Below are 21,281 nucleotides of genomic sequence, written 5' to 3' on the forward strand. Positions count from 1 at the left end.
GACACGGAGAAGCTGATGCCACGTCATACACTTGTCAGTTTTCTGGTCTTATTTATATTATTTCTTAGTACTAATGTTTTCGCCATAGATGACATTGGTCCTAAGAAAAACCTTTTTAAAATCGATGAAATTCAAATTGAAGGAATAAAGAAGGTTGAAAAAGAGGCCATCCTTGAGAGAATTCATTCTCGTAAAGGAATGATGCTAGATAACTATCTTCTGCGAAAAGATATTCAACGTGTTTATAGTTTAAAGTACTTTGACTGGGTAGAGTCTCATCATAGAAAGGTTAAGGGAAGAGATATCCTTATCTTTAAGGTGAAAGAGAAGCCTATCGTTACTAAAATTATTTTTGAAGGTAACGACGAAATTGATGAAGATGATCTTACTTCACAGCTAAAGACAAAAGAATTTTCAATTCTAGATGTTAATACAATTAAGCTTGATCTTGCAGCACTTCAAAAATTCTATGAAGAAAAAGGCTTCTATCTTGCTTCAGTAGATTATGAACTTAGAAATAGAAACGCTGAGAATTTAGATCTTGTTTTCAAAATACGAGAATATGAAAAAGTCCTTGTTAAGAAAATTTCTTTCTTTGGAAATAAGGCTTTCTCTGATGATGAAATAAAAGGAATCATGGAGACTAGAGAAGAGAGCTTATTCTCTTTCATGTCAGGTTCTGGAAACTTTAAAGAGTTTAATTTCAATATTGATATTGAAAGAATTAAAGATTTTTATAAGACCAAAGGTTACCTTCTTGTAAACGTTGGAACTCCTGATATTACAGTGTCGGAAGACAGAAAGTGGGTCTTCATATCAGTTAAAGTAAATGAGGGACCACTCTTCACTGTTAGAGATATTACTTTCCAAGGGGAAGTTCTCTTTGCAGACGATGAGCTTCATACGAAACTTCAATTAAAGTCAGATGAGACTTATTCGGAAGCGCTCCTAAGACAAGATGTTCAGATGTTAACTGAAATGTATCAGGATAAGGGTTATGCCTTTGCAAACGTTCTTAGAACGCTTCATCCAGTGCCTGGGGAAAATAAGGTTGATGTGGAATTTTCTTTTGAGAAAGGGAAGATTGCTTATTTTGGAAAGATTATTGTTAAAGGAAATACAAAGACGAGAGATAAGGTTATTCGTAGAGAGCTCAAAATTCACGAAGGAACTATGTTCTCTGGTTCAAGCCTTAGAGAGTCTAAAGAAAACGTAAATCGTCTAGGTTTCTTTGAACCTGGAAGTGTTGTCTTTAATACAGTTTCTCCACAAGGTCGAGATGATGTCCTAGATGTTGAGATTCAAGTTAAAGAGAGAAATACGGGACAAATCTCATTAGGTGCAGGTTACTCAACAGCAACAGGAGCTTTTTTACAGGCTTCAATAGCGCAGAATAACTTTAGAGGGCTTGGGCAAAACTTATCGTTCTCTCTAAACATTGCTGACAGTAATAAGACTTTCAACGTTGGCTTTACTGAGCCGTATCTCTTCGATACGAAGTGGACAGCTGGTGGAGATATTTTCGTTACAAGTAACTCTCAGTCGACTTCATATGACTACAAGAGGAAAGGTTTTGATATAAGAGTAGGGTATCCTATTTTTGATTATACGAGACTCTTCGTGACTTATAAATTTGAAGACACTCAGCTTGAGAATGTCGTTGACCCTACAGTTGATCCTGAAACTGAAAATGGTCTCGCCTCGTCTGTTAAAACAACAATCCTTAGAGATAAGAGGGACAATAGAATGGAGCCTACTAAAGGTTACTATCTTTCTCTTTCTGCTGAGTATGCTGGAGTTGGTGGCGAAAAGAGATGGTTTAGAAATGAATTCGATGGAAGATTATTTCATAGAGTTGTGGGAGACTTAATTTTTAGATCAAGAGTTTACGCAGGTAAGATTGAAAGAGACGGAAGAGCTATTCCTAGAACTGAAAAGTATACTTTAGGTGGATCTCGAAATCTTAGAGGTTATTCATATGAAGATATTGGCCCTAAGAAAACCGTTAATGCGACTATAGATGGTGTAAATAGAGATTATACATTTAACTCGGGATCACTATTTTCAGCTTATACACAAATCGAATTTGAGCATCCTCTAGCAAGAGAAGCAGGACTTAAGTGGGTTCTTTTCTTTGACGCAGGTGATGCCTCGAATCTTGATCAATTTGATCTGAAAATGGATTATGGTTTTGGATTTAGATGGTTCTCTCCAATCGGTGTACTTAGGTTCGAGTTTGGATATCCTTTAGGGGATGATGAACAAGCTGGTAGCCAATTCCATTTTGATATAGGACAATTATTTTAATTAAGTATAACTTTTAAGGAGTTTTCAATGAAGAAAATATTAATTTTAGCAGCAGCAATGATGATGTCTGCCCAAACAATGGCAATTGTTGTTGGAAAGGTTGATGTGCAAAAAGTTATTCTTTCAGTTAATGAAGGAAAGAAAATTAAAGAAACACTAAAGAAGACTTTTGATGAGAAACAAAAAATCTTAAAGAAAGAAGAAGATAAGATTAGAAAAATGCAAGAAGACTTCAAAAAGCAAAGTCTTGTAATGAATGAAAAAGCAAAAGAAACGAAGCAGAGAGAAATTCAAGAAAATATCATTAAGCTTCAACAGAAAACAGCAGGATACCAAAGAGAGATTCAAGAGCTAGAGCAAAAGCATAAGAAGCCACTCTTTGAAAAAATCAAAGATGTTATCAATACTGTTTCTAAGGGAGCAGGAGTTGATATCACTATTGAGTCGGCCACTGCACCAATCATTTATGCTAAGTCTGAGAAAGATTTAACTAATGATGTTATTGCTGCTTACAATAAGAAGCATAAGTAGATTCAAATAAGTTCTAATAGCAAATAATTTAAGGGAACAAGGTCAATTTGGCATTGTTCCCTTTCTTAGTATAAGGGGGGACTGTGTTTTCTCTAGTCGATTTAAAAGAGTTTGATTCGTCATTAGAAGTCATTAATGGTGATGTAAATTTAAAATTCAAAAGTATTACAGATAGTCGAGAGCTTCGCAAAGACTGCCTCTTATTTTTAAAGAATAGGAAACATTTACTGAAATTAAAAGAGTCTCTTACTGCTAAGAAGGACTTAGGCGCCTTAATTGTTGAAAAGAAGTTATTCGAAAATCTTGAAGCAGAAGATTTAACTTCTCTAAAAGATAGTTTCTCACTAATTGCAACGTGCCTAGATGCTTCTATTTCCATGTCCTTTTTATCTAAACCATTTTGGGACTCTAAGTTCTTGCCATTAAATGAAGTTGTTGATGGAAGACAGATGGGCTCAGGAAGTGTTCATCCAACAGCATGGATCGCTCAAGGAGTCTTTATTGCTGAGGATGTTGTCATCGGTGAAGGAGTGAAAATTCACTCGGGAGCACGAATCCTTTCTGGTTGTGTGATCGGTGATAATTGCGAAATCTTTCCAAATGTTGTTCTCTATCCATTTACGAGTCTTGGAAAGAATTGTCGCATCCATGGTGGAACAGTTATTGGAGCCGATGGGTTTGGCTATAACTTTCATCAAGGTAAGCACTTAAAGGTTTGGCATATTGGTGATGTAAATATTGGCGACGATGTTGAAATCGGAGCGAATAGCTGTGTTGATAGAGGAACATTCTCCGCTACAAATATTGGTAGTGGAACAAAAATAGATAATCACGTACAAGTTGGGCATAATGTTCAGCTTGGCGTGGGAGTTATTATCTGTGGTCATGTGGCCATTGGTGGAAGTGCCGTTCTCGGAGACTTCTGTGTCATGGGTGGTAAGGCAGCTATGGGAGACAACTTTACCTTAGGTAAAGGTGTACAAGTTGCTGGAGGCGGAATGGTGAACTGTGATTGGCCAGATGGTGCAATCGTAGGAGGTCACCCTGCTAGACCTGTGAAGGAGTGGATGAAAGGCCTTGCCTTTGTTCGTAAAGAATCTTTAAAAAAGTGAGAGAAGAATGAAAGTATCAAATGAATTAGTATTAAAGTTTTTACCACACAGAGATCCATTCCTCTTCGTGGACACAGTCCAAGACGTTATTGCTCCTAGAGAGCTGGCCACAGGAGAGTTACTTCCGCTGAAGGAACTTGTGGGGACTAAAGTGATCGCTAACTTTCATATGAGAGAAGATCATCCAATTTTTGCAGGACATTTTCCTGGAAACCCTATTTTCCCTGGTGTTGCACAGGTTGAAATGATGGCGCAAGCTTCAAGTTTTATCTATGTTCACGCTTATGAAAATCCTTATATTCAAAATATGGATGTTGCTCTGGTATCCATTAGTAACGCTAAGTTTAGAAAGCCAGTTTTTCCTGGGATGGACTTAGTTATAGAAACTGAGTGTGCAAAAGTGAGAGGGCCAATGGTTGAAAGTCATTGCCGACTACTTCACGATGGGCAGCTCGTATCTGAGTGCACAGTAATGGCCTCGGTGAAAATGTAGGAGAAGTTATGGAAAACTTAATTCATGAAACAGCAATTATTTCATCAAGTGCTAAGATTGGTAAGAATGTTTCTATTGGGGCATATTCTGTAATTGGTGACAATGTAACGATAGGGGATGATACAAAGGTTCATCACCATGTAACGATAGTGGGTCATACAACTATTGGAAAGAATAATCACTTCTTTCAATACTGCTCTATTGGAGAGGCGCCACAAGATCTCTCATATAAAGGAGAGCCTACAAGAGTTGTTATCGGCGATAATAATGTCTTTAGAGAATTCAACTCAGTCCATAGAGGAACATTAAAAGATAGAGAGGAGACTACAATTGGTAGTGATAACTTCTTTATGTCTTATGTTCATTTAGGTCACGATGTAGTTTTTGGAAGTAATTGTATAATTGCAAACTCTACTAACTTTGCTGGTCACGTAAAAGTAGGCAGTAGAGTAATCATTGGTGGTGGAACAAATATTTCTCAATTCGTCTCCTTGGGACGTGGGGCTTATATTGGTGGAGCTTCCGCAATTGATAGAGATGTTCCAATCTTTGCAACTGCCTATGGTAATAGATGTAAGTTAAAAGGAATCAATATTATTGGTCTTAGAAGACAGGGCTATGAGAAGAAAGATATTTCAGAACTTGTAGACTTCTACAGAACGATGGAATCTTCTCCTTTATCACCTAGAGCATTTGTAGATCATCCAGAGCTTATTGAAGAGTTCTCTGGTAATCCACTTATTGATGAAATGTGTGATGGGATAAGAAAGAGTGAAATTGGTATAGCACCATTTATTTAATGGAGATATTTTGAAGAAATTAAAAGTTGCAGTTGTTGGTTTTGGTCACCTCGGAAGATGGCATGCTGATAAAGTCGAGGCTTTAGAGGCAAGTGAACTAACTTACATTGTAGAGCCTTTTGAGTTTGCCCAAGCCAAGGCCAAGGAAGCTCACCCTAAGAGTACAGTTACTGGAGAGGTTAGTGATATTCTTGGAAAAGTAGATGCTGCTATTGTTGTAACTCCAACATCTTTTCATTTTGAAGTTGTTAAAGAATTACTATTAAACGATATACATGTTTTCTGCGAAAAACCTATGACATCGACTACGGAGCAAGCTCTTGAGATAGGTGAAATTCTAAAAGAGAAAAAACTTATCTTTCAAGTTGGCCATAGCGAAAGGTGCCATCAGATTTGGGAGAGAAGAGACGAATTCTCTGAGTATTTTGAAAAGGCTCCGACAGCAAGGTTGAACAGAGTCGCTGCGTTCAAAGGAAGAGCGACCGATGTTGATGTGGTTCAAGACTTGATGATTCACGATATAGATCTCTTGTTATATTTATTTAGAGAGAAGCCGATTTCTTTAAGCTCAAAAGGCTATAAAGTAAGAACAGATAAATGGGATCATGTTAGTACTGATTTTAAATTTAAAAGTGGACTTAAGGCCAATATCACTGTCAGCCGAAATCATGTTAAAGAGATGAGAAATTTAGAAGTGACAAATGAATGTGGAACTCTATTCTTTGACCTCTTTGAGAATAAGCTTCTTGTAGGATCGGGCAAGGCCACTGAAGAGTTTGTACAAGAAATACCTTATGAGAGAAGGGATCATCTTCTTATAGAGCAAGATAAGTTCTATAGATCTATTTTAAATGGAGAAGAAGTATTTGTTAATTATCAGGATGGTTTTAATGCTGTTGAGATAATAGATAAAGTTCTCCTTAGTTTAGATAATGGTGAGGAGATCTCCTTATAATGAAAAATTGCCTAATAATTGCAGGAGAAAAATCAGGAGAAGAGCACGCTCTAAGCTTTTTGAAAAGTTTGAAAGATTCTTGTCCTGACTGTAGTTTTTGGGGAGTCGGCGGAGATGAACTCAAAGCTGAAGGTATGGAATTAATATACCATTTAAGAGATTTCTCCTCTTGGGGAGTGAGCGAAGTGATTGGGAAAATTCCATTTTACTTTAATGCTCTTAAGAATATTGAATCCCTCGTTGATGAGAGAAATTGCAAAGTTGCCATCTTAATTGACTTTCAAGATTTCAATCTTCGCCTTGCAAAGAGGCTTAAGAAGAGAGGAGTTAAGGTTCTCTACTATGTTGCCCCACAAGCTTGGGCCTGGAAGGCCTATAGAGCAACAGTTCTAGAAAAGACAGTTCATTCTCTTTTTACAATTATTCCTTTTGAAAAGAAGTGGTTTGAAGATAGGGGAGTAACTAGAGTAAAAAGCATTAGTCATCCTCTATGGCTTAATTACGAAAATGAAATTAAAACCCTTGCAGCGCCTAAGAAATTTAGCGAACTGAAAAAAGGTGTTAATATTTTACTCTTACCTGGCAGTAGAAGTTTCGAAGTGAAGAGTTTACTCCCTGACTTTATAGAGAGTGTGAGGACTTTGAAGAGAACTCACAATATTAATGTTGGTCTCGTTGCCTCTGGAAATATCAATAGAGATTTTATCAATCCCTATCTATCGGACTTAGATCTTATTTGGGAAAATGAAGAGCTAAGTAAGGCCTTGAAGTGGGCGGACTTTTCTTTAGCCGCTAGTGGAACTGTGACCTTAGCGACAGCTCTATTTAATATACCTACAATTGTTGCGTATAAGGGTTCTCTTCTAAATGAGTTTATCTTTAAAACATTTCTCTCTTACGATGGTTTTATATCTCTCGCAAATATCGTTCATGAAGAGGAAGTTTTTCCTGAATTACTTCAAGAGAGAGTTTCTCCTTTTAATCTTGTAAAAGAGCTTATTAATATTATTGATAATGAAGAAATATATTCTAAGAAAATTTCAACGCTGGAAATGACAGCTCCTCTTATTAGTGGAGGAGAGTTTGATGCCGGAAAATATATGGGACAAGTTATAGAGGATTCCTACAGTGAATAGTTTACTTTCGAACTTACTTCAATGGTCGCTCTCTCCACTCACTTTTATTTGGGAGTGGGTTTATAGAATCAGAAGATTCATGTTTAATTACGGCCTTCTAAAAAAGAATTACTTTCAAGTTCCAATCATCTCTATTGGGAATTTAACTTTTGGAGGAACAGGGAAAACTCCTTTCACTCTTTGGTTATCGGACTATCTTGGACGAGAAAGACATAAGAGAGTTCTTGTTTTGATGAGAGGGTATAAAGGAAACTTAGAGCATGGGAGTGGACTTCTAAAAAGTGGTGCAAGACTGGGCTATAATCCTTTTGAGTATGGTGATGAAGCACTTCTATTGGCCAGAAGACTTCAAAATACTTATATCGCGGTCGGGAAAAAGAGAAGCGAGAATCTTGCCCATTACTTCGATGAAGTTTCTCCAGATGTTGTGCTATTAGATGACGGGCATCAACACTTAAAGTTAGATAGAAATTTAAATATCGTTCTCTTTGATAGTTTAATGTCACTTGATAAGTATAAAGTAGCGCCTCAAGGTTATATGAGAGAAGGTTTTACTGCGCTGAAAGACGCAGAAATAGTAATTCTAGGAAGGGCCGATCTGGTAACAGAACAAAAGCTATCCTCACTAAAGACGATAGTTTTAAAATATAATCCAAGAATCAAGTTTGCTGAAATATGTTATCGGCCAACAGGACTCTTTAATATCTCATGTGAAAAAGTCTTTGATGTAAGTCATCTGGTTGGAAAAAGAGTAATCTGTATTGCAGGAATTGCTTCTCCGAGCGCTTTCTTCAAGTATGTTGAAACTCTTGGAATCGAGATTATTCATAAAGTATCTTTTCCAGACCATCACTACTTTAAAGCAGATGAAATTACTCGGCTAATAGAACTTTCAGAAAGCGAAGATGCCTATATATTAACAACTGAGAAAGATATAGTGAAAATGAGAAGGGTCGTTGATACTGATAGACTGCTCTATCTTGAAATAAAAGTAGAGTTTATTAGTGGTGAACAAGAAGTGAAAGATGCCATTAATTCGGCGTTTGATTAAGCTTTCCCTCTTCCTTTAGATGACCCAAGCGGATAAAATAAAAGCTAAATAATCTTAAAAACTTAGCTCTCTAAATTGGGTCATTACTATGAATAAGCAATATATATTTTTTCTCCTATTTTCGTTAATTCTCTGGAGTTGCTCCTCTACAAAAGATCGAAAGTTTAGAGACCAAGTTTCAACTGAGTTAGTAGAGGCCTTTGACCTAAAGGATGACCGTTTTGAAAAATTTAAGGTGCATGATGTTTCAGAGAATGATGAAGAAGTTTCACAAATAAAGAAAGATATTGATGAGAAGAAACCATTAAAAGAAATTTCTAAGAAAGTTGAAAAAAAGAAAGTCGTACCAAAAAAGAAAATTGTAAAAAAGAAAATCGAAGTAAAAGAAAAAGTAAGTAAGGAAGAAACTCCTGAAGATATTCCCGTTGAAAAAACAAAAGACTATCCAAAGAAATTTAAAGAATACAATAAGAAGTATAAGTATGTCTGGGATAATGTGAAGCCTGTCTTTTTTCCTAATGAGAAATTTGTCCTTAGAGCAAGTTACTTAGGCATAACTGTCGGTCATGCTAAGTTAGAAACTTTACCCGTTGTAAATGTCGCGGGAAGAAAAGCATTTCATTTTAAAGGTTCTTTAAAAAGCGCAAGCTTCTACGATTATATTTATGAAGTTGAAGACTGGATTGAGAGTTATGTAGATGCTCGCACATTTCTTCCTGTTAAATATACTCTTGTTCAGAGAGAGTCTGGACAAGATGTTGATGACCTTCAATTATTTGATCCTGAAACTCTTAAAACTTATTTTTGGTATAAGAGACTGAAGAAGGGAAAGATTAAGAAAATTGAGAAGAATGAATATACACCAAAGTATTTTCAAGATTCATTTTCTGCGCTCTATTTCGTAAGGGGGCTCGATCTTAAAATTGGTAATAAGTTTGAATTCCCAATTATTACAAGAACAAAAATTTGGTTAATGAAAATGGAAGTCGAAAAGATTGAAGAAATTAAGATCATGGGCAAGTGGATCAATGCTTATAAAATAAAAGCTGAAACAAGATTTCCAGGGGTTCTCTCTAAGAGGGGCGATATAAACTTCTGGTTTAGTACTGATAAGTTTAGAAAAATTCTTAAGTTTAAAGCAAACGTTAAAATTGGAGCAATAGAGGGAGAACTCGTCGAATACACTCAAGGCGATAAGAGAGTGACGATGAGTGATATATTTCCCGGAGAATACTAGTGGCAAATATATTTCGAGATCAACAAAATATTCTCTATGTATGCCTTGGTTCAAAATGGGGAACAAGAGAAAGAATGGCGCTTAAAGATTGCTTGATTGCAAGAGAGACTGGTCACAACGTTTTTCTCTACTGCCTTAGAGATTCAATTGTGAACTTAAAGGCGAAAGCGTTGGGGATTGATTGCCTTTACCATGTTGGAAGTATTTCTTTAAACTTTCTAAAATGGCATAGACTAAATGCTTTTGTTCAGTACTTAACAAAATTTAATATATCCCTTGTTCACTGTTATGATCTGTCGTTTCTTTGGCCGGCCAGTTTTTACCTAAAAAGAAAGACCAAGATATCTCTAGTTTTTACTTTTAATCATGAAATTAAAAAGTTTTATAAGAAATTCTGGCATCGGAACTTGATTAGAAGAATTGATCAAGTCTTCCTTCCTATTAAAGAAATGGCCGATGGTGTGCACGGGCATTTAGAAGTTCCAATTAGAAAATTTGAATACACCGGTCTTGGAGTTGGGAGAGATATAAGAATTTCTACTTCTGATAAAAGCACTGGCGCCTGGTTTGTTGGATGCGCTGTCGGAGGGCATGAAAAAGATATTGATTTTCTAAGACCTGCAATAAACGCGATTAGTTCCCTGAATACTAAGGCGAGCTTATCAAAGAAAGTTAAGCTTCTTATTTACTCTGAAATATCTTGGGATAAGTTTCTTCTTCAAGATAGCGTGAGAGAGTTGATTTCTGATATAGGGGCCAATGATCATATCTTTTTAGAATTTACAGATGATCTTACCGAGGCCTGTTTAAAGGTCGATGCTTGGATTGGTTTAGATGCTAAAGTTCCTATTGAGGATTTATTAGTAAATTCTCTATTAAATAATATTCCTTCTCTTGCTCCTAGAACATATGCGACGAAAGAGCTGTTTAGGAAAAGAGGAAGACTAGGCGAGACCTATAAGTCTGGTGATGCGAGAGAAATTCGAGAGAAGTTAGAGAAAATATTTAATACCTATGCCGGCTATATCGATCGCTTAGAAAGTGGGAGAGATGAGTTAGTCTCTGATTTTGGTATTGAATTTTATAAAAATCAGCTACTTATGGGGTACGAGAAAATTCTCACCAAGCGTGAGCGTCTCATTCGACATAAGAGACCTAAAGGCCTGTAAACTCACAAGAATATCTAAGAATTAACTGTACATTAGACGGTGCATCAGTTATCTTCTGGCAAACTAAATTTCTCTCATGTCGCAGTAGCGAATACAGGGACGCGGGCATTGCCAGCGCTATCAAAAATTATGGTAAAGAATTGGGAGTATCCAAGCCTTTTTCTGAACCTAGGGAGGTCAATATGACTACTCAAGAATTAAAACAAAAATGGATGACAGATTTTGAGGTTGTTTACGGTGAAGACGTAGAAGTTGTTGAAGCAACAGAATTCTCAAAATTACTAGACACAACTACTACTAAGAACTTCGAAGAAGGTGAAGTTTTTATGGGGAACGTTGTTTCTATTGGACCAGACTACGTTATGATCGATATCGGTTATAAGCAAGAAGGTCTAGTTTCAGTTAGAGAATTCCAAAACTATGATGGTTCTCTAAAGATTAAAGAAGGTGACGATATTGAAGTTTATTTAGATAAGCTTGAGTCATCTATGGGTAACCTTGTTCTTTCTAAAGACAAAGCCGAAATCCTTAAAGCTTGGGATAAAATTTCTGAAGCTTGTGAAAAAGGTACTCCTCTTGAGGGGACTGTTATCGCTAAGGTTAAAGGTGGACTTTCTGTAGATATCGGCGTTAAGGCGTTCTTACCAGGTTCTCAAATTGATCTTAGACCAACTAGATACCTTGATAAGTACATCGGTAAGAAGATGGAATTCAAAGTAATCAAGTTCAATAAGAAAAGAGGAAACATTGTTCTTTCTAGAAGAGCTATTCTTCAAGAAGAACGTGGAAAAATGAGACAAGAAATTCTTGATCAAATTCAAGAAGGAATGATTGTTAAAGGTATCGTTAAAAACATCACTGATTACGGTGCATTCATCGATCTTGGTGGTATTGACGGTCTTCTACACATTACTGATATGTCTTGGGGAAGAGTTAAGCATCCTTCTAACCTACTTAATATGGGTGACGAAATTGATGTTAAAATTCTTAAGTTTGATTCTGATAAAGAAAGAGTTTCTCTTGGACTTAAGCAAGTTCAGCCAAACCCTTGGGAAAAAGCTAAAGAAACTTACACTGCAGGAACTAAAGTTGGTGGAGAAGTTGTATCTGTTAAAGATTACGGTGTATTCATTGAACTTGACGATGGGATCGAAGGTCTTATCCACGTTTCTGAAATGTCTTGGACTGGAAAAATTAAAAACCCAGCGAAGCATTTCAATGTTGGTGAAAGAATCGAAGCTCAAGTACTTGACGTTGATGTTGAGAACAAGAGAATTTCTCTTGGACTTAAGCAACTTCAAGACAATCCATGGGAAGCAATTGAAGCTAAGTACCCTGTAGGGACTAAAGTAACTGGTAAAGTTAAGTCAATTGTTGAATTTGGAATGTTTATTGATCTTGGAGAAGAAGTTGATGCTTTAATCCACGTATCAGATCTTTCTTGGACTAAGAAGAATGTAAATATCAACGAAGAATACAAAGAAGAATCTGAGCTTGAAGCTGTAGTTCTTTCTGTAGACAAAGAGAACTCTAAGTTCTGTCTTGGTATTAAGCAACTTCACGAAGATCCTTGGAAGAAAATCGAAACTAGATTTCCTGTTGGAACTGTAGTTGAAGCAGAAGTAGTTAGAGTTACTGACTTTGGTGCTTTCGTTGAGCTAGAGACTGGAATTGAAGGTCTAGTACATATTTCTGAACTTTCTGAAGAGAGAGTTGATAAGCCTGAAGACGTTATCAAAAAAGGTGACGTTGCAAAAGCAATGGTAATTTCAATTGATAAAGATGCGAAGAAGATCGCTCTTTCAATTAAAGCTGCCGCTTCTGCTGCTGCAAACGGTTCTTACTCAGCTGCAACTGTTAAAGCTGCAACGCTTGCTGATAAGTTCAAAGGTTTCTCAATCGATAAAGACGAAGAATAAAATAAAATTTAAAATTTGTTTTTATACGAGGGCCCGCATTAACTGCGGGCCTTTTTTTTGGAGGCGTCATATGCCAGGAAGGCATATGACGCCGAACAACCCAGGCGAGCACAGGAGGTGCGAGATCGGGGGCCGGCTTTGAAGCGCGAAGCTATTAAACGCCGAACAACGCGTAGGTGAGCAGGATGCGAACCGAAGAGGTGGATAATCTTTGATTTTCTTGCAAGTAAGTTAGAGCACAGGAAGTGCGAGATCGGGTGAATATGCCAGGAAAATATATAGCAACGCGTTAGTTTTGAATAATATCGAATTCTCCTTTTATGTACGAATTTTCAGTACGTTATCTCCATGATTGCTCTCGCAGATTGCCTAATTACTCTAGTTTCTTACACTGGCTAAAGTGGGACCCTGCTCTTTAATTAGCTGGTTTTACGTAAGGATTTGACAGTCCTGACATATTCTTACATTTGCATGTAGGAATTACAGAGTGTCTGGGTTCTTTCTGACATGCTGTTTTAGCGGTGTTAGTTTTCAGTATCGAAAAAAGGGGAAAAGAATGAAGACAGTATTAGCATTAGCAGTTCTATGTGTAAGCGCCAACGTAGCAGCAGCTCAACCAAAAGTGGCCTACGGTGAAGATAATAGAATTGATATAGTAGATAGTAGAAATAGCATGAGAAAGAATCTTGCTTCATCTACAGCAACTCAAGTTAAAAACGGAAACCTTACTTTGTCTGAAGATAAGGCATCATACGCTTTAAAGAATGAAACATTAGAAGATTTCATGCTGAAAATTTCTAGAACATGGTGGGACCCACAAGGTAAGCCACTTTGTAAGGGTGAGAAATTTGCAAAGCAACTTTCAATCGGAAATTGTTCAGGATTCTTGGTTGGTAATAAGTATTTAGTAACAGCTGGTCACTGTATGACTTCTGAGAGTGATTGTTCAGGTGCTAAGTGGGTATTTGATTTCAAAAAAGGTGAAGTAGAAGATCTAAGCCTAGAAGCTGACAAAGTTTATTCTTGTAAAACAATTGTTAGTCAAAAGCTATCAAATAGTGATCAGATGGATTATGCACTAATCGAACTTGATAGAGTTGTTGAGGGAAGAGAGCCATTACAGTTTAGAAAAGAAGGTAAGATTGGTTTAGGTGAAGGTGTATTTGTTATTGGTTCACCGTCAGGTCTTCCTTTAAAAATATCTGGAGACTCAACTGTTCAAGCAAATGGGAACTCTGTTTACTTCGATGCTGATTTAGATACATTTGGTGGAAACTCTGGTTCAGCAGTATTTAATGCAAGAAGTGGAGAAGTTGAAGGAATCTTAGTTCGTGGAGCAAAAGATTATACAACTTACACAAGAAAAGACGAAGATGGAAATAGCTATGAGTGCCAAGGTGTTAACTTCTGTGAAGAAGGTGTTACTGGTGGAGCATGTGGTGGAGAAGCCGTTACTCGTATAACAAATGTAGAAATCGAAAAGAAAATTGCTGAATTTGAAGCACAGACGGAGAGCGAAGTAGATAATACTGTTGAAAATGTTCTAAGTGATAGTGAAGTTGATCAAGCAATTAGTGAAGCTTTAGCAGCATTAGATGCAGCAGAGCTTCAGTAAAAAAAAAGAGAGTTATCAGGTGAAGCGAACTTTCGTAAATGTGTCGTGACCTTTTAATTATATAAGGCCTATCTTTTGATAGGCCTTTATTATTGGGAATGAAATGAAGGTATACTTAATTTTAATATTCTTAATAACATCTAGCGAAGCCTTCTCTAAAGGGCGAAATTGTTTTTCTACACACATTAAAGATGCCATTGAAGAAAACAAGTATAGAAAACCTCTTTACGCTAAGCTTACGAATGGAAGAACAAAGATCCTAAGTAATCTCTTAATTAATTCTGAAAGAATTACTTTTCTATTAGCAAAAGCTTATGATCAAAGAGCTAAGAAGTATCAACAGAAAAATTTACCAATACTTTGTTTAGATTATATTGATATGAATCTCACACCAGCATTCTCATCATATCTTGACTATCCTGATCTGAGATATAGAGAAGTTCCAAAAATAAATATTAAAGAAGTAAAAAAAGAATTAAAGAAGTCGTTAAAGAGAAACTATGAAGAAGTTTTAGTGACAAGTGAGAGACTCATAGAGGAGTATAAGAACTCAGGACACTATAATTGTATGGTTGTTCATGTTCTAGAGTCGATTAGGAGAGCAGCATTTCTAGCTCCTCACTATATTCTTTCTGCAAAAATGAAAGAGCTAAATTCACCTAAAAGAATAATTTCAAGTAATATAAAACTTCAAATTAATTCTCTTGGGGTTTGGTACTACTTAGATCGAAAGGCGTCTGAGTTTCAAGAAGAAGGGGTGAGAATTCTTTGTCAGGATATCCCAAAAATTGACTTACCAACAAGTATGGAAGTGGACTCTATTTATAACTAGGTTAGAAGATGAATTATTTTTATCACTTACTTCCTGAGCCATTTATAGGAAGTAAATTAATTCCATTAAATGAAATGAATCCTGAAGGCGAACTCTACAAGTCTCACAATAGAAAATATCTTGGTCGAGAAGAGCTGACGGAAGAAATTATTCCAATATTAAATTGCAAATGGAATGATGTGGTTCAATTCTCAGCTCTTAATCCACAACTTATAATTAATGAACTACGAAAAATTCAGTCTGATTTTCAGCTCTTTAGAACGAAGTGCTTTAAAGTTTCTGTAGTAGAAGTTGAAGAGCTCTATGAAGGAGTAATATTCAATAGGAATATAAATCAGAAAAAAGGAGACTTTTCTATTTCAGACGAAGAGGTTATGGCCCTTAACTCAAAGAATTATACTGAGCTAAAATCAGTTCCACCTGAAACAATGAATTATTGGAATAGTGTTAAAAGAGATGGTGGAAAATTTCTTTGGTTTCCTTATATCACTCATATTTTCTTAAAAGGTGCTATAGATACGACTAATTTTGAAGTGATTAATTTAAAATAAATTATTGCTTTGGAAGATTTGGGTCTTCAGGCATACAAACTACACATCCGTGTTCATCATTTTGGATGTGACTTGCAATTTCTTCATCAACTTCATTTCTAAGAGTAGAGAGGTCAGCTTCGTCGGCTCCAAGACTGACGGCGAGGGTTTCAGAGAGTGAAGGCGCGTGAACCTTTATTTCAATACCCATTTCTTCCATTCTTCTGGCATAGTCAAAAGCTTTCTCATGATCTTCAAAGTCACACTCAAATAGAACTTCTAGTGAATTGGCCTCAATGACTTTGATTTTACTTTTTGACATATTTTTCTTTCCCTCTAGAATTTGGTTTGTTAAAAACCATCTAGATTACTCTAACATGTCGGGGATTTCATAGAAATGAAAAAGCTATATTATATCGAAGAAGAGGCCTTTCTTAGGGATTTGCTTGAAGCTCTGTGTCGGGCCGAAGAAAATTTTGAGGCCAATACGACTGCCGATGGAAGGGATAACCTATACTTCTTTAACGATCTAAACCCAGACTTTATTCTAGTTGATTGGGCGACTATTGAAAGCTACCAAGAGAAACTCTTAGAGGACTTAGTTCAAGTGTCGCAGATTCCTGTGGGTGTTACCAAGCTAAAAGAGCAACAATTGCCAGAAGCGTGGCTAAATAGAGCAAGTCTTGTTTTGGATAAACCACTTGAGGCGAAATCTCTACTTAGAAATATCTTTTCCTAAATCTATTCTTCGTTAATAATAGATTTATGGATAAAGAATTAATTACTATCATTGGCTCACTTATTATTATCGTGCTCATCGTTGTTTTAACCATCTACTACCGCAGCGGTCTCTTTTAGGTCTACCTAATACACTACTTTAATTTCAACACTTTGATGCGTCTCGTATTCAAGGCTCGTTTATTTGTCCTATAATGGACGGCTATTTAATTTATTTATAATTATGGAGTCATAATGAGTGTTATTGAAATACCAAAAGAGGTAATGGACGCCCCAAATTTTATCGGTGGTGAGTGGGTTGTTGGAGATGGTGAAGTCATCGATATTTATTCTCCTTACTCAGGTTCAATTGTCGGAAGAACTAATATAGCAACAAGCAAGCAAATTGATGTTGCAATTGCAAAAGCTAAAGAAGCTCAGGTTGTGTGGGGGCAAACTCCGATTAAAGATAGAACCAAAGTTATGTTTAACTTTAGAGAAATTCTTTTAAGAGATATAGATAAGATCGCTCAAGTTGTTTCTCTAGAGAATGGAAAAATTCTTTCTGAATCTAAAGCAGGAATCATGAAAGGAATAGAAGTTCTAGAGTACGCTATCAGTCTTCAAAATTTAGATGCTGGTGCAAAGATGGAAGTTTCTAGAGGCGTGTTCTGCGAGTATAGAAGAGAGGCCCTAGGAGTTGTCGCTTCAATCACTCCATTTAATTTTCCAGCAATGGTTCCAATGTGGACAATTCCAATTGCTATTACTCTTGGAAATTCTTATGTATGGAAGCCATCGGAGAAAACACCTCTTACTGCAACTCTTCTGGGGAAAGCATTGGCAGAAGCAGGTCTTCCAGCTGGTGTTCTAACAATTCTAAACGGAACAGCAGACTGCGTGAATTCAATCATTGATAATGCAGATATTAAAGCAGTAGGTTTTGTAGGATCATCAAAGATTGCAAAACTTGTCTACGCAAGAGCAACTGCCCTTGGTAAGAGAGCTCTATGTCTAGGTGGAGCAAAGAATCACATCATTTTATTACCAGATGCTGACCCTGAAATGGCAGGAGTGGGAATTGCTGATTCTTTCACTGGTTGTGCTGGACAGAGATGTATGGCCGCTTCGGTTCTTCTTGCTGTTGGAGAAGTAGACAAGCAAATTGAAAGTATTATCGAAAGAGCAAAGAGCACAAGTCTTGGCGACAAGATGGGAGCAATCATTACAAAGGAGCAAGTTGAGTTCCTAAATGGTGCAATTAAAAAAGCTGAAAAAGATGGAGCGAAAATTCTTCTTGATGGAAGAAAAGCAACGAAACCAGAAGGACTTGGAGAAGGTTTCTGGCTTGGACCAACAATATTAGATGGTGTTAAGGAAGATTCGGAAGCATCTAAGTTAGAATTATTTGGACCAATTATGAGTATCATTAGGTGTTCAAATATTTCGGAAGCTCTAAAAATTGAAAATGCAAATGACTATGGAAATGCGGCAAGTGTGTTTACAAGCAGTGGAGCACTAGCTGAAGTTGTTGCCAAGAATGCAAGTGCAGGTATGGTCGGTATTAATATCGGTGTACCAGTACCAAGAGAGCCGTTTAGCTTTGGTGGAATCAACGATTCAAAATTTGGACACGGAGATATCACTGGAGAAAATAGTTTAAATTTCTGGTCACATAATAAGAAAGTCACAACTAAGTGGCAGATGCAAAATGATCATAACTGGATGAGCTAAGGCCCATTCACAGGAGAAATATATGAGTAAGGATAAATTTGAGAGACCAAGTCATGTGGTATTAACTTCTCACAGTAATCAAATTTTTAAGAAGTCCCTTCCTGTAAATTGGGGAGCAGATAATCCTAAAGAGAGAGGGCCAATCATTGCGACTATCTCTGAAAAAGAAAATAGAAATGCTATTGGAACTCATAGTGGTTCATATACGGTTTATAGAGCGCTATCTATTGCAAATGGGGACTATCCTCGTGAGCATAGACCGGAGCTAGAGAATACTTTCTCTCCTGTTACTATTAAGCCTCAGGATTCTTGGTTTGATCCTGAAAAGATTGTTTCAATCGATCCTTGGGGTGGACACATTCAAGAACTTTACGGTGATTATATTAGAGAAGGTTATAATATCAAACCTACTATTGCCGTGACTCAAGCAAGACTTCATATTCCTGAAATATTCGAAGCAATTGATAAAGGCAGACTTGAAATTGATGGTGATATCATCGCAAAAGATAAGTCTGTTAAAGTAACAAAAATTGCATTTGAACCAGTTTGGTACTTACCTGGAATTGCTAAGCGTCTTGGAATTGATGAAGGTGAACTTAGAAAAATTCTCTTCAATGAGACAGGGGGAATGTTCCCAGAACTAGTAACAAGACCTGATTTAAAAGTTTTACTTCCTCCAATTGGTTCAACAACGGCCTATGTATTTGGAGATGTTGATAAGCTTTCAAACCCAGAAGTAGAACTAAGTTGTAGAGTTCATGATGAGTGTAATGGATCAGATGTCTTTGGCTCAGATATTTGTACTTGTAGACCTTACCTTACTTACGGAATCGAGCACGCAACCAAAACTGCTCAAAGAGGTGGTGTAGGCTTAATTGTTTACTATAGAAAAGAAGGACGTGCTCTCGGTGAAGTTACGAAGTTCTTAGTTTATAACGCGAGAAAGAGACAAGAAGGCGGAGATTCAGCAAAGAATTATTTCAAGAGAACTGAGTGTGTTGCAGGTGTTGAAGATGCGAGATTTCAAGAATTCATGCCCGATGTTCTTCAGTACTTCGGAGTAAAGAGAATTCATAATCTTCACTCAATGAGTAATATGAAATACGACGCCATTGCAAAAAGTGGAATTGAAGTGATTAATAGAATTTCTATTCCTGATGACTTAATTCCAGCAGACGCGCAAGTTGAAATGGAAGCGAAAAAAGCGGCAGGTTACTTCACTGAAGGTGAAATCAAAGGTGAAGATGACCTTGGTAAAGTTGTCGGTAGAAATTTAGAAGAATAATAAAGGTAGAAAAATGAACAAAGAAATAGATTATATATTAAGTGCTGAAGCAGTTAGAGAGAGAACATCGAAGTTATTTGATCTAACTGTCGCCGGTAAAACTAACTTTGAATACCACGAAGAGAAGTTACAAGAGGTTTCTAATTTCGTTCTTGAAGTGATTAAAGATAATTATCCAGACCTTAAAATTCCTTTCCATTCTAGGTGGGGACATTTTCAGGTTGGAGGAATCGATAGAAATTCAAAGTTTGATTCAGAGCTTGCATCACTTGATCCTAAGGAAAAGGGAAGAACAAAACTAGACCTAGTGATTACCTCAGTTCTTCTTGATGCTGGAGCAGGGCCAACTTGGAGCTTTGATGAAGATGGGAAATCGTTTAATAGAAGTGAAGGTCTTGGTGTCGCTAGCTGGCATATGTTCATGGATGGAGCATTCTCAAAGAATGGTTCAAAAATAGCTGATGCTTCAAAACTAGTTGAAATCAGTGGAGCTGATATTGAGAAGGCCTTTCAAGTTTCAGAAAGCAATCCTCTAGTGGGAGTTTCTGGGAGAGCGGGACTTTTAGCAAGTCTAGGAAAGTGTATTCAGTCAAAGCCTGAGGTCTTTGTAGATGGACGACCTGGAAATATTTTAGATTATATGGAAAGTAAGCACGGTAGTGAATTTGCTGCAACAGATCTACTTAAAGCTGTTCTTACTCATTTTGGAGATATCTGGCCATCTCGAATTGTTGTCGATGGTATTTCTCTAGGCGATGTATGGAATCATCCATCTCTTGGAGAGAAGAGTGATTTAAATTCTCTAGTGGCCTTTCATAAACTTTCTCAGTGGTTAACTTATTCATTGATAGAGCCTTTTATGGAAGCTGGTTTCAACGTTCACTCGGTGAATAAAATGACTGGTCTCGCTGAATATAGAAATGGTGGACTACTTATAGATTCGGGACTTATTACTCTTAGAGACCCTAAGATGATGGAAGTCTCTCATAAGCCAGATAGTGAAATTATTATTGAATGGAGAGCTCTTACGGTAAACCTACTTGATAAAATTGCTGACATTGTAAGAAAAGAGTTAGGTTTTTCTGACGAAGAATTTCCACTAGCAAAAGTTTTAGAAGGTGGAACTTGGTGGGCAGGAAGAAGAATTGCCAAAGAGAAGAGAGAGGACTCGTCACCGCCTCTTAAATTAGATAGTGATGGAACAGTTTTTTAATTGGAGTAGAAATGACAAATAATTTACATGAAATAAATCATCCGGTACTAGATCATAAGCTTTCTCTCTTAAGAGATAAGAACACGAACTCTAGGGCCTTTAGAGATATTATGAATGAAATCGGAAGATTTCTAGCTTATGAAGCAACAAGAAACTTAAAGGCAGCCAAAGTCGAAATTGAAACTCCAATTATGGGAGCAACAGTTCCAGTTGTTGAAAATTACCCAATGGTCGTATCTGTTCTAAGGGCTGGAAATGGTCTACTAGATGGAGTTCTAGACACGCTACCATTTTCTGCCGTTGGTTTTGTGGGAATGTACCGAGATAAATTTATCAATAATACAGTTGAGTACTATTTCAAACTTCCTGATAAGTGTGAGGGGAGAGATGTTCTTCTTTTAGATCCAATGCTCGCAACAGGCGATACTGCGATCTCAGCTCTTGATAGATTGAAGCAATATAAAGTTGGAAAAATTACAATGCTTACTGTTTTAATTAGTCCTGAAGGATTAGAAAGAGTTAATCACTTCCATCCTGATGTTGAAATCTATACTGTAAGTAAAGAGGAAGGATTAAACGAAAAAGGGTATCTACTTCCAGGTCTTGGTGACGCTGGAGACAGACTTTACAATACAAAATAGGAAG

At 36.8% G+C, this 21,281-nt stretch carries 20 protein-coding genes; 19 read left to right on the forward strand and 1 reads right to left on the reverse strand.

Annotated elements, in window-relative coordinates:
• Positions 1-15 precede the first annotated feature (15 nt).
• From bamA to CES88_RS11475, 14 genes are all read left to right on the forward strand, one after another.
• Complete coding sequence (gene bamA / locus CES88_RS11410) at positions 16-2,307, forward strand: outer membrane protein assembly factor BamA (RefSeq protein WP_290734439.1); 2,292 nt, start codon at positions 16-18, stop codon at positions 2,305-2,307.
• Positions 2,308-2,334: 27 nt separating this feature from the next.
• Positions 2,335-2,838, forward strand: a complete 504-nt coding sequence (locus CES88_RS11415; protein ID WP_290734441.1) for an OmpH family outer membrane protein — start codon at positions 2,335-2,337, stop codon at positions 2,836-2,838.
• 83 nt (positions 2,839-2,921) lie between these two features.
• The gene (gene lpxD, locus CES88_RS11420) at positions 2,922-3,950 is read left to right on the forward strand and encodes a UDP-3-O-(3-hydroxymyristoyl)glucosamine N-acyltransferase (protein WP_290734443.1); all 1,029 of its coding nucleotides are present in this window, start codon (positions 2,922-2,924) and stop codon (positions 3,948-3,950) included.
• Between the two features lie 7 nt (positions 3,951-3,957).
• Positions 3,958-4,443 (forward strand): hypothetical protein, encoded by a 486-nt coding sequence (locus CES88_RS11425; protein ID WP_290734445.1) that lies wholly within the window; start codon positions 3,958-3,960, stop codon positions 4,441-4,443.
• Positions 4,444-4,451: 8 nt separating this feature from the next.
• Positions 4,452-5,243, forward strand: coding sequence for an acyl-ACP--UDP-N-acetylglucosamine O-acyltransferase (gene lpxA / locus CES88_RS11430; RefSeq protein WP_290734447.1), 792 nt, complete (start codon positions 4,452-4,454; stop codon positions 5,241-5,243).
• A gap of 10 nt (positions 5,244-5,253) precedes the next feature.
• Positions 5,254-6,198 carry a Gfo/Idh/MocA family oxidoreductase gene (locus CES88_RS11435; protein WP_290734449.1) on the forward strand — a complete coding sequence of 315 codons (945 nt, stop codon included), beginning with the start codon at positions 5,254-5,256 and terminating at the stop codon, positions 6,196-6,198.
• Positions 6,198-7,334: a lipid-A-disaccharide synthase gene (lpxB, locus tag CES88_RS11440; protein WP_290734451.1), complete on the forward strand. Its 1,137-nt coding sequence runs from the start codon at positions 6,198-6,200 to the stop codon at positions 7,332-7,334. Before CES88_RS11435 ends, lpxB begins: the two co-directional genes overlap by 1 nt.
• A complete protein-coding gene (gene lpxK, locus CES88_RS11445) occupies positions 7,327-8,385 on the forward strand; it encodes a tetraacyldisaccharide 4'-kinase (RefSeq protein ID WP_290734453.1) in 1,059 nt (352 codons plus the stop codon). Before lpxB ends, lpxK begins: the two co-directional genes overlap by 8 nt.
• A gap of 88 nt (positions 8,386-8,473) precedes the next feature.
• Positions 8,474-9,622, forward strand: a complete 1,149-nt coding sequence (locus CES88_RS11450) for a DUF3108 domain-containing protein (protein WP_290734455.1) — start codon at positions 8,474-8,476, stop codon at positions 9,620-9,622.
• A complete protein-coding gene (locus CES88_RS11455) occupies positions 9,622-10,791 on the forward strand; it encodes a glycosyltransferase (RefSeq protein WP_290734457.1) in 1,170 nt (389 codons plus the stop codon). The genes CES88_RS11450 and CES88_RS11455 overlap by 1 nt, the downstream gene beginning before the upstream one ends.
• Before the next feature lie 182 nt (positions 10,792-10,973).
• Positions 10,974-12,710, forward strand: a complete 1,737-nt coding sequence (locus CES88_RS11460; RefSeq protein WP_290734459.1) for a 30S ribosomal protein S1 — start codon at positions 10,974-10,976, stop codon at positions 12,708-12,710.
• A gap of 556 nt (positions 12,711-13,266) precedes the next feature.
• Positions 13,267-14,325: a serine protease gene (locus CES88_RS11465; protein ID WP_290734460.1), complete on the forward strand. Its 1,059-nt coding sequence runs from the start codon at positions 13,267-13,269 to the stop codon at positions 14,323-14,325.
• Between the two features lie 103 nt (positions 14,326-14,428).
• Entirely contained in the window at positions 14,429-15,157 is a 729-nt protein-coding gene (locus tag CES88_RS11470) for a hypothetical protein (RefSeq protein WP_290734462.1), read from the forward strand.
• Positions 15,158-15,165: 8 nt separating this feature from the next.
• On the forward strand, positions 15,166-15,708 hold the full coding sequence (locus tag CES88_RS11475) for a hypothetical protein (protein WP_290734464.1): 543 nt from the start codon (positions 15,166-15,168) through the stop codon (positions 15,706-15,708).
• 1 nt (position 15,709) lies between these two features.
• Here the strand turns inward: CES88_RS11475 and CES88_RS11480 are convergent, their stop codons facing one another.
• A complete protein-coding gene (locus CES88_RS11480) occupies positions 15,710-16,009 on the reverse strand; it encodes a hypothetical protein (protein ID WP_290734466.1) in 300 nt (99 codons plus the stop codon).
• Positions 16,010-16,084: 75 nt separating this feature from the next.
• Here CES88_RS11480 and CES88_RS11485 point away from each other — a divergent pair, with 75 nt between their 5' ends.
• From CES88_RS11485 to upp, 5 genes are all read left to right on the forward strand, one after another.
• Positions 16,085-16,426, forward strand: coding sequence for a hypothetical protein (locus CES88_RS11485; RefSeq protein ID WP_290734468.1), 342 nt, complete (start codon positions 16,085-16,087; stop codon positions 16,424-16,426).
• 233 nt (positions 16,427-16,659) lie between these two features.
• Positions 16,660-18,138: an aldehyde dehydrogenase family protein gene (locus CES88_RS11490; protein WP_290734470.1), complete on the forward strand. Its 1,479-nt coding sequence runs from the start codon at positions 16,660-16,662 to the stop codon at positions 18,136-18,138.
• A gap of 22 nt (positions 18,139-18,160) precedes the next feature.
• On the forward strand, positions 18,161-19,423 hold the full coding sequence (locus CES88_RS11495) for a GTP cyclohydrolase II (RefSeq protein ID WP_290734472.1): 1,263 nt from the start codon (positions 18,161-18,163) through the stop codon (positions 19,421-19,423).
• Between the two features lie 13 nt (positions 19,424-19,436).
• Positions 19,437-20,636, forward strand: a complete 1,200-nt coding sequence (locus CES88_RS11500; RefSeq protein ID WP_290734474.1) for a URC4/urg3 family protein — start codon at positions 19,437-19,439, stop codon at positions 20,634-20,636.
• An 11-nt stretch (positions 20,637-20,647) separates the two neighbouring features.
• A complete protein-coding gene (gene upp / locus CES88_RS11505) occupies positions 20,648-21,277 on the forward strand; it encodes a uracil phosphoribosyltransferase (protein ID WP_290734476.1) in 630 nt (209 codons plus the stop codon).
• The last annotated feature ends 4 nt before the right edge of the window (positions 21,278-21,281 follow it).

Origin of the sequence: Halobacteriovorax sp. JY17 (genome assembly GCF_002753895.1) — a bacterium.
Classification (GTDB): domain Bacteria; phylum Bdellovibrionota; class Bacteriovoracia; order Bacteriovoracales; family Bacteriovoracaceae; genus Halobacteriovorax.

Excerpts from the sequence above, each read along its gene's own strand:
- bamA (WP_290734439.1), top strand. The coding sequence starts at position 16 with ATGCCACGTCATACACTTGTCAGTTTTCTGGTCTTATTTATATTATTT.
- CES88_RS11415 (WP_290734441.1), top strand. The coding sequence starts at position 2,335 with ATGAAGAAAATATTAATTTTAGCAGCAGCAATGATGATGTCTGCCCAA.
- CES88_RS11425 (WP_290734445.1), top strand. The coding sequence starts at position 3,958 with ATGAAAGTATCAAATGAATTAGTATTAAAGTTTTTACCACACAGAGAT.
- lpxA (WP_290734447.1), top strand. The coding sequence starts at position 4,452 with ATGGAAAACTTAATTCATGAAACAGCAATTATTTCATCAAGTGCTAAG.
- lpxB (WP_290734451.1), top strand. The coding sequence starts at position 6,198 with ATGAAAAATTGCCTAATAATTGCAGGAGAAAAATCAGGAGAAGAGCAC.
- CES88_RS11450 (WP_290734455.1), top strand. The coding sequence starts at position 8,474 with ATGAATAAGCAATATATATTTTTTCTCCTATTTTCGTTAATTCTCTGG.
- CES88_RS11460 (WP_290734459.1), top strand. The coding sequence starts at position 10,974 with ATGACTACTCAAGAATTAAAACAAAAATGGATGACAGATTTTGAGGTT.
- CES88_RS11465 (WP_290734460.1), top strand. The coding sequence starts at position 13,267 with ATGAAGACAGTATTAGCATTAGCAGTTCTATGTGTAAGCGCCAACGTA.
- CES88_RS11470 (WP_290734462.1), top strand. The coding sequence starts at position 14,429 with ATGAAGGTATACTTAATTTTAATATTCTTAATAACATCTAGCGAAGCC.
- CES88_RS11475 (WP_290734464.1), top strand. The coding sequence starts at position 15,166 with ATGAATTATTTTTATCACTTACTTCCTGAGCCATTTATAGGAAGTAAA.
- CES88_RS11480 (WP_290734466.1), bottom strand. The coding sequence starts at position 16,009 with ATGTCAAAAAGTAAAATCAAAGTCATTGAGGCCAATTCACTAGAAGTT.
- CES88_RS11485 (WP_290734468.1), top strand. The coding sequence starts at position 16,085 with ATGAAAAAGCTATATTATATCGAAGAAGAGGCCTTTCTTAGGGATTTG.
- CES88_RS11490 (WP_290734470.1), top strand. The coding sequence starts at position 16,660 with ATGAGTGTTATTGAAATACCAAAAGAGGTAATGGACGCCCCAAATTTT.
- CES88_RS11495 (WP_290734472.1), top strand. The coding sequence starts at position 18,161 with ATGAGTAAGGATAAATTTGAGAGACCAAGTCATGTGGTATTAACTTCT.
- CES88_RS11500 (WP_290734474.1), top strand. The coding sequence starts at position 19,437 with ATGAACAAAGAAATAGATTATATATTAAGTGCTGAAGCAGTTAGAGAG.
- upp (WP_290734476.1), top strand. The coding sequence starts at position 20,648 with ATGACAAATAATTTACATGAAATAAATCATCCGGTACTAGATCATAAG.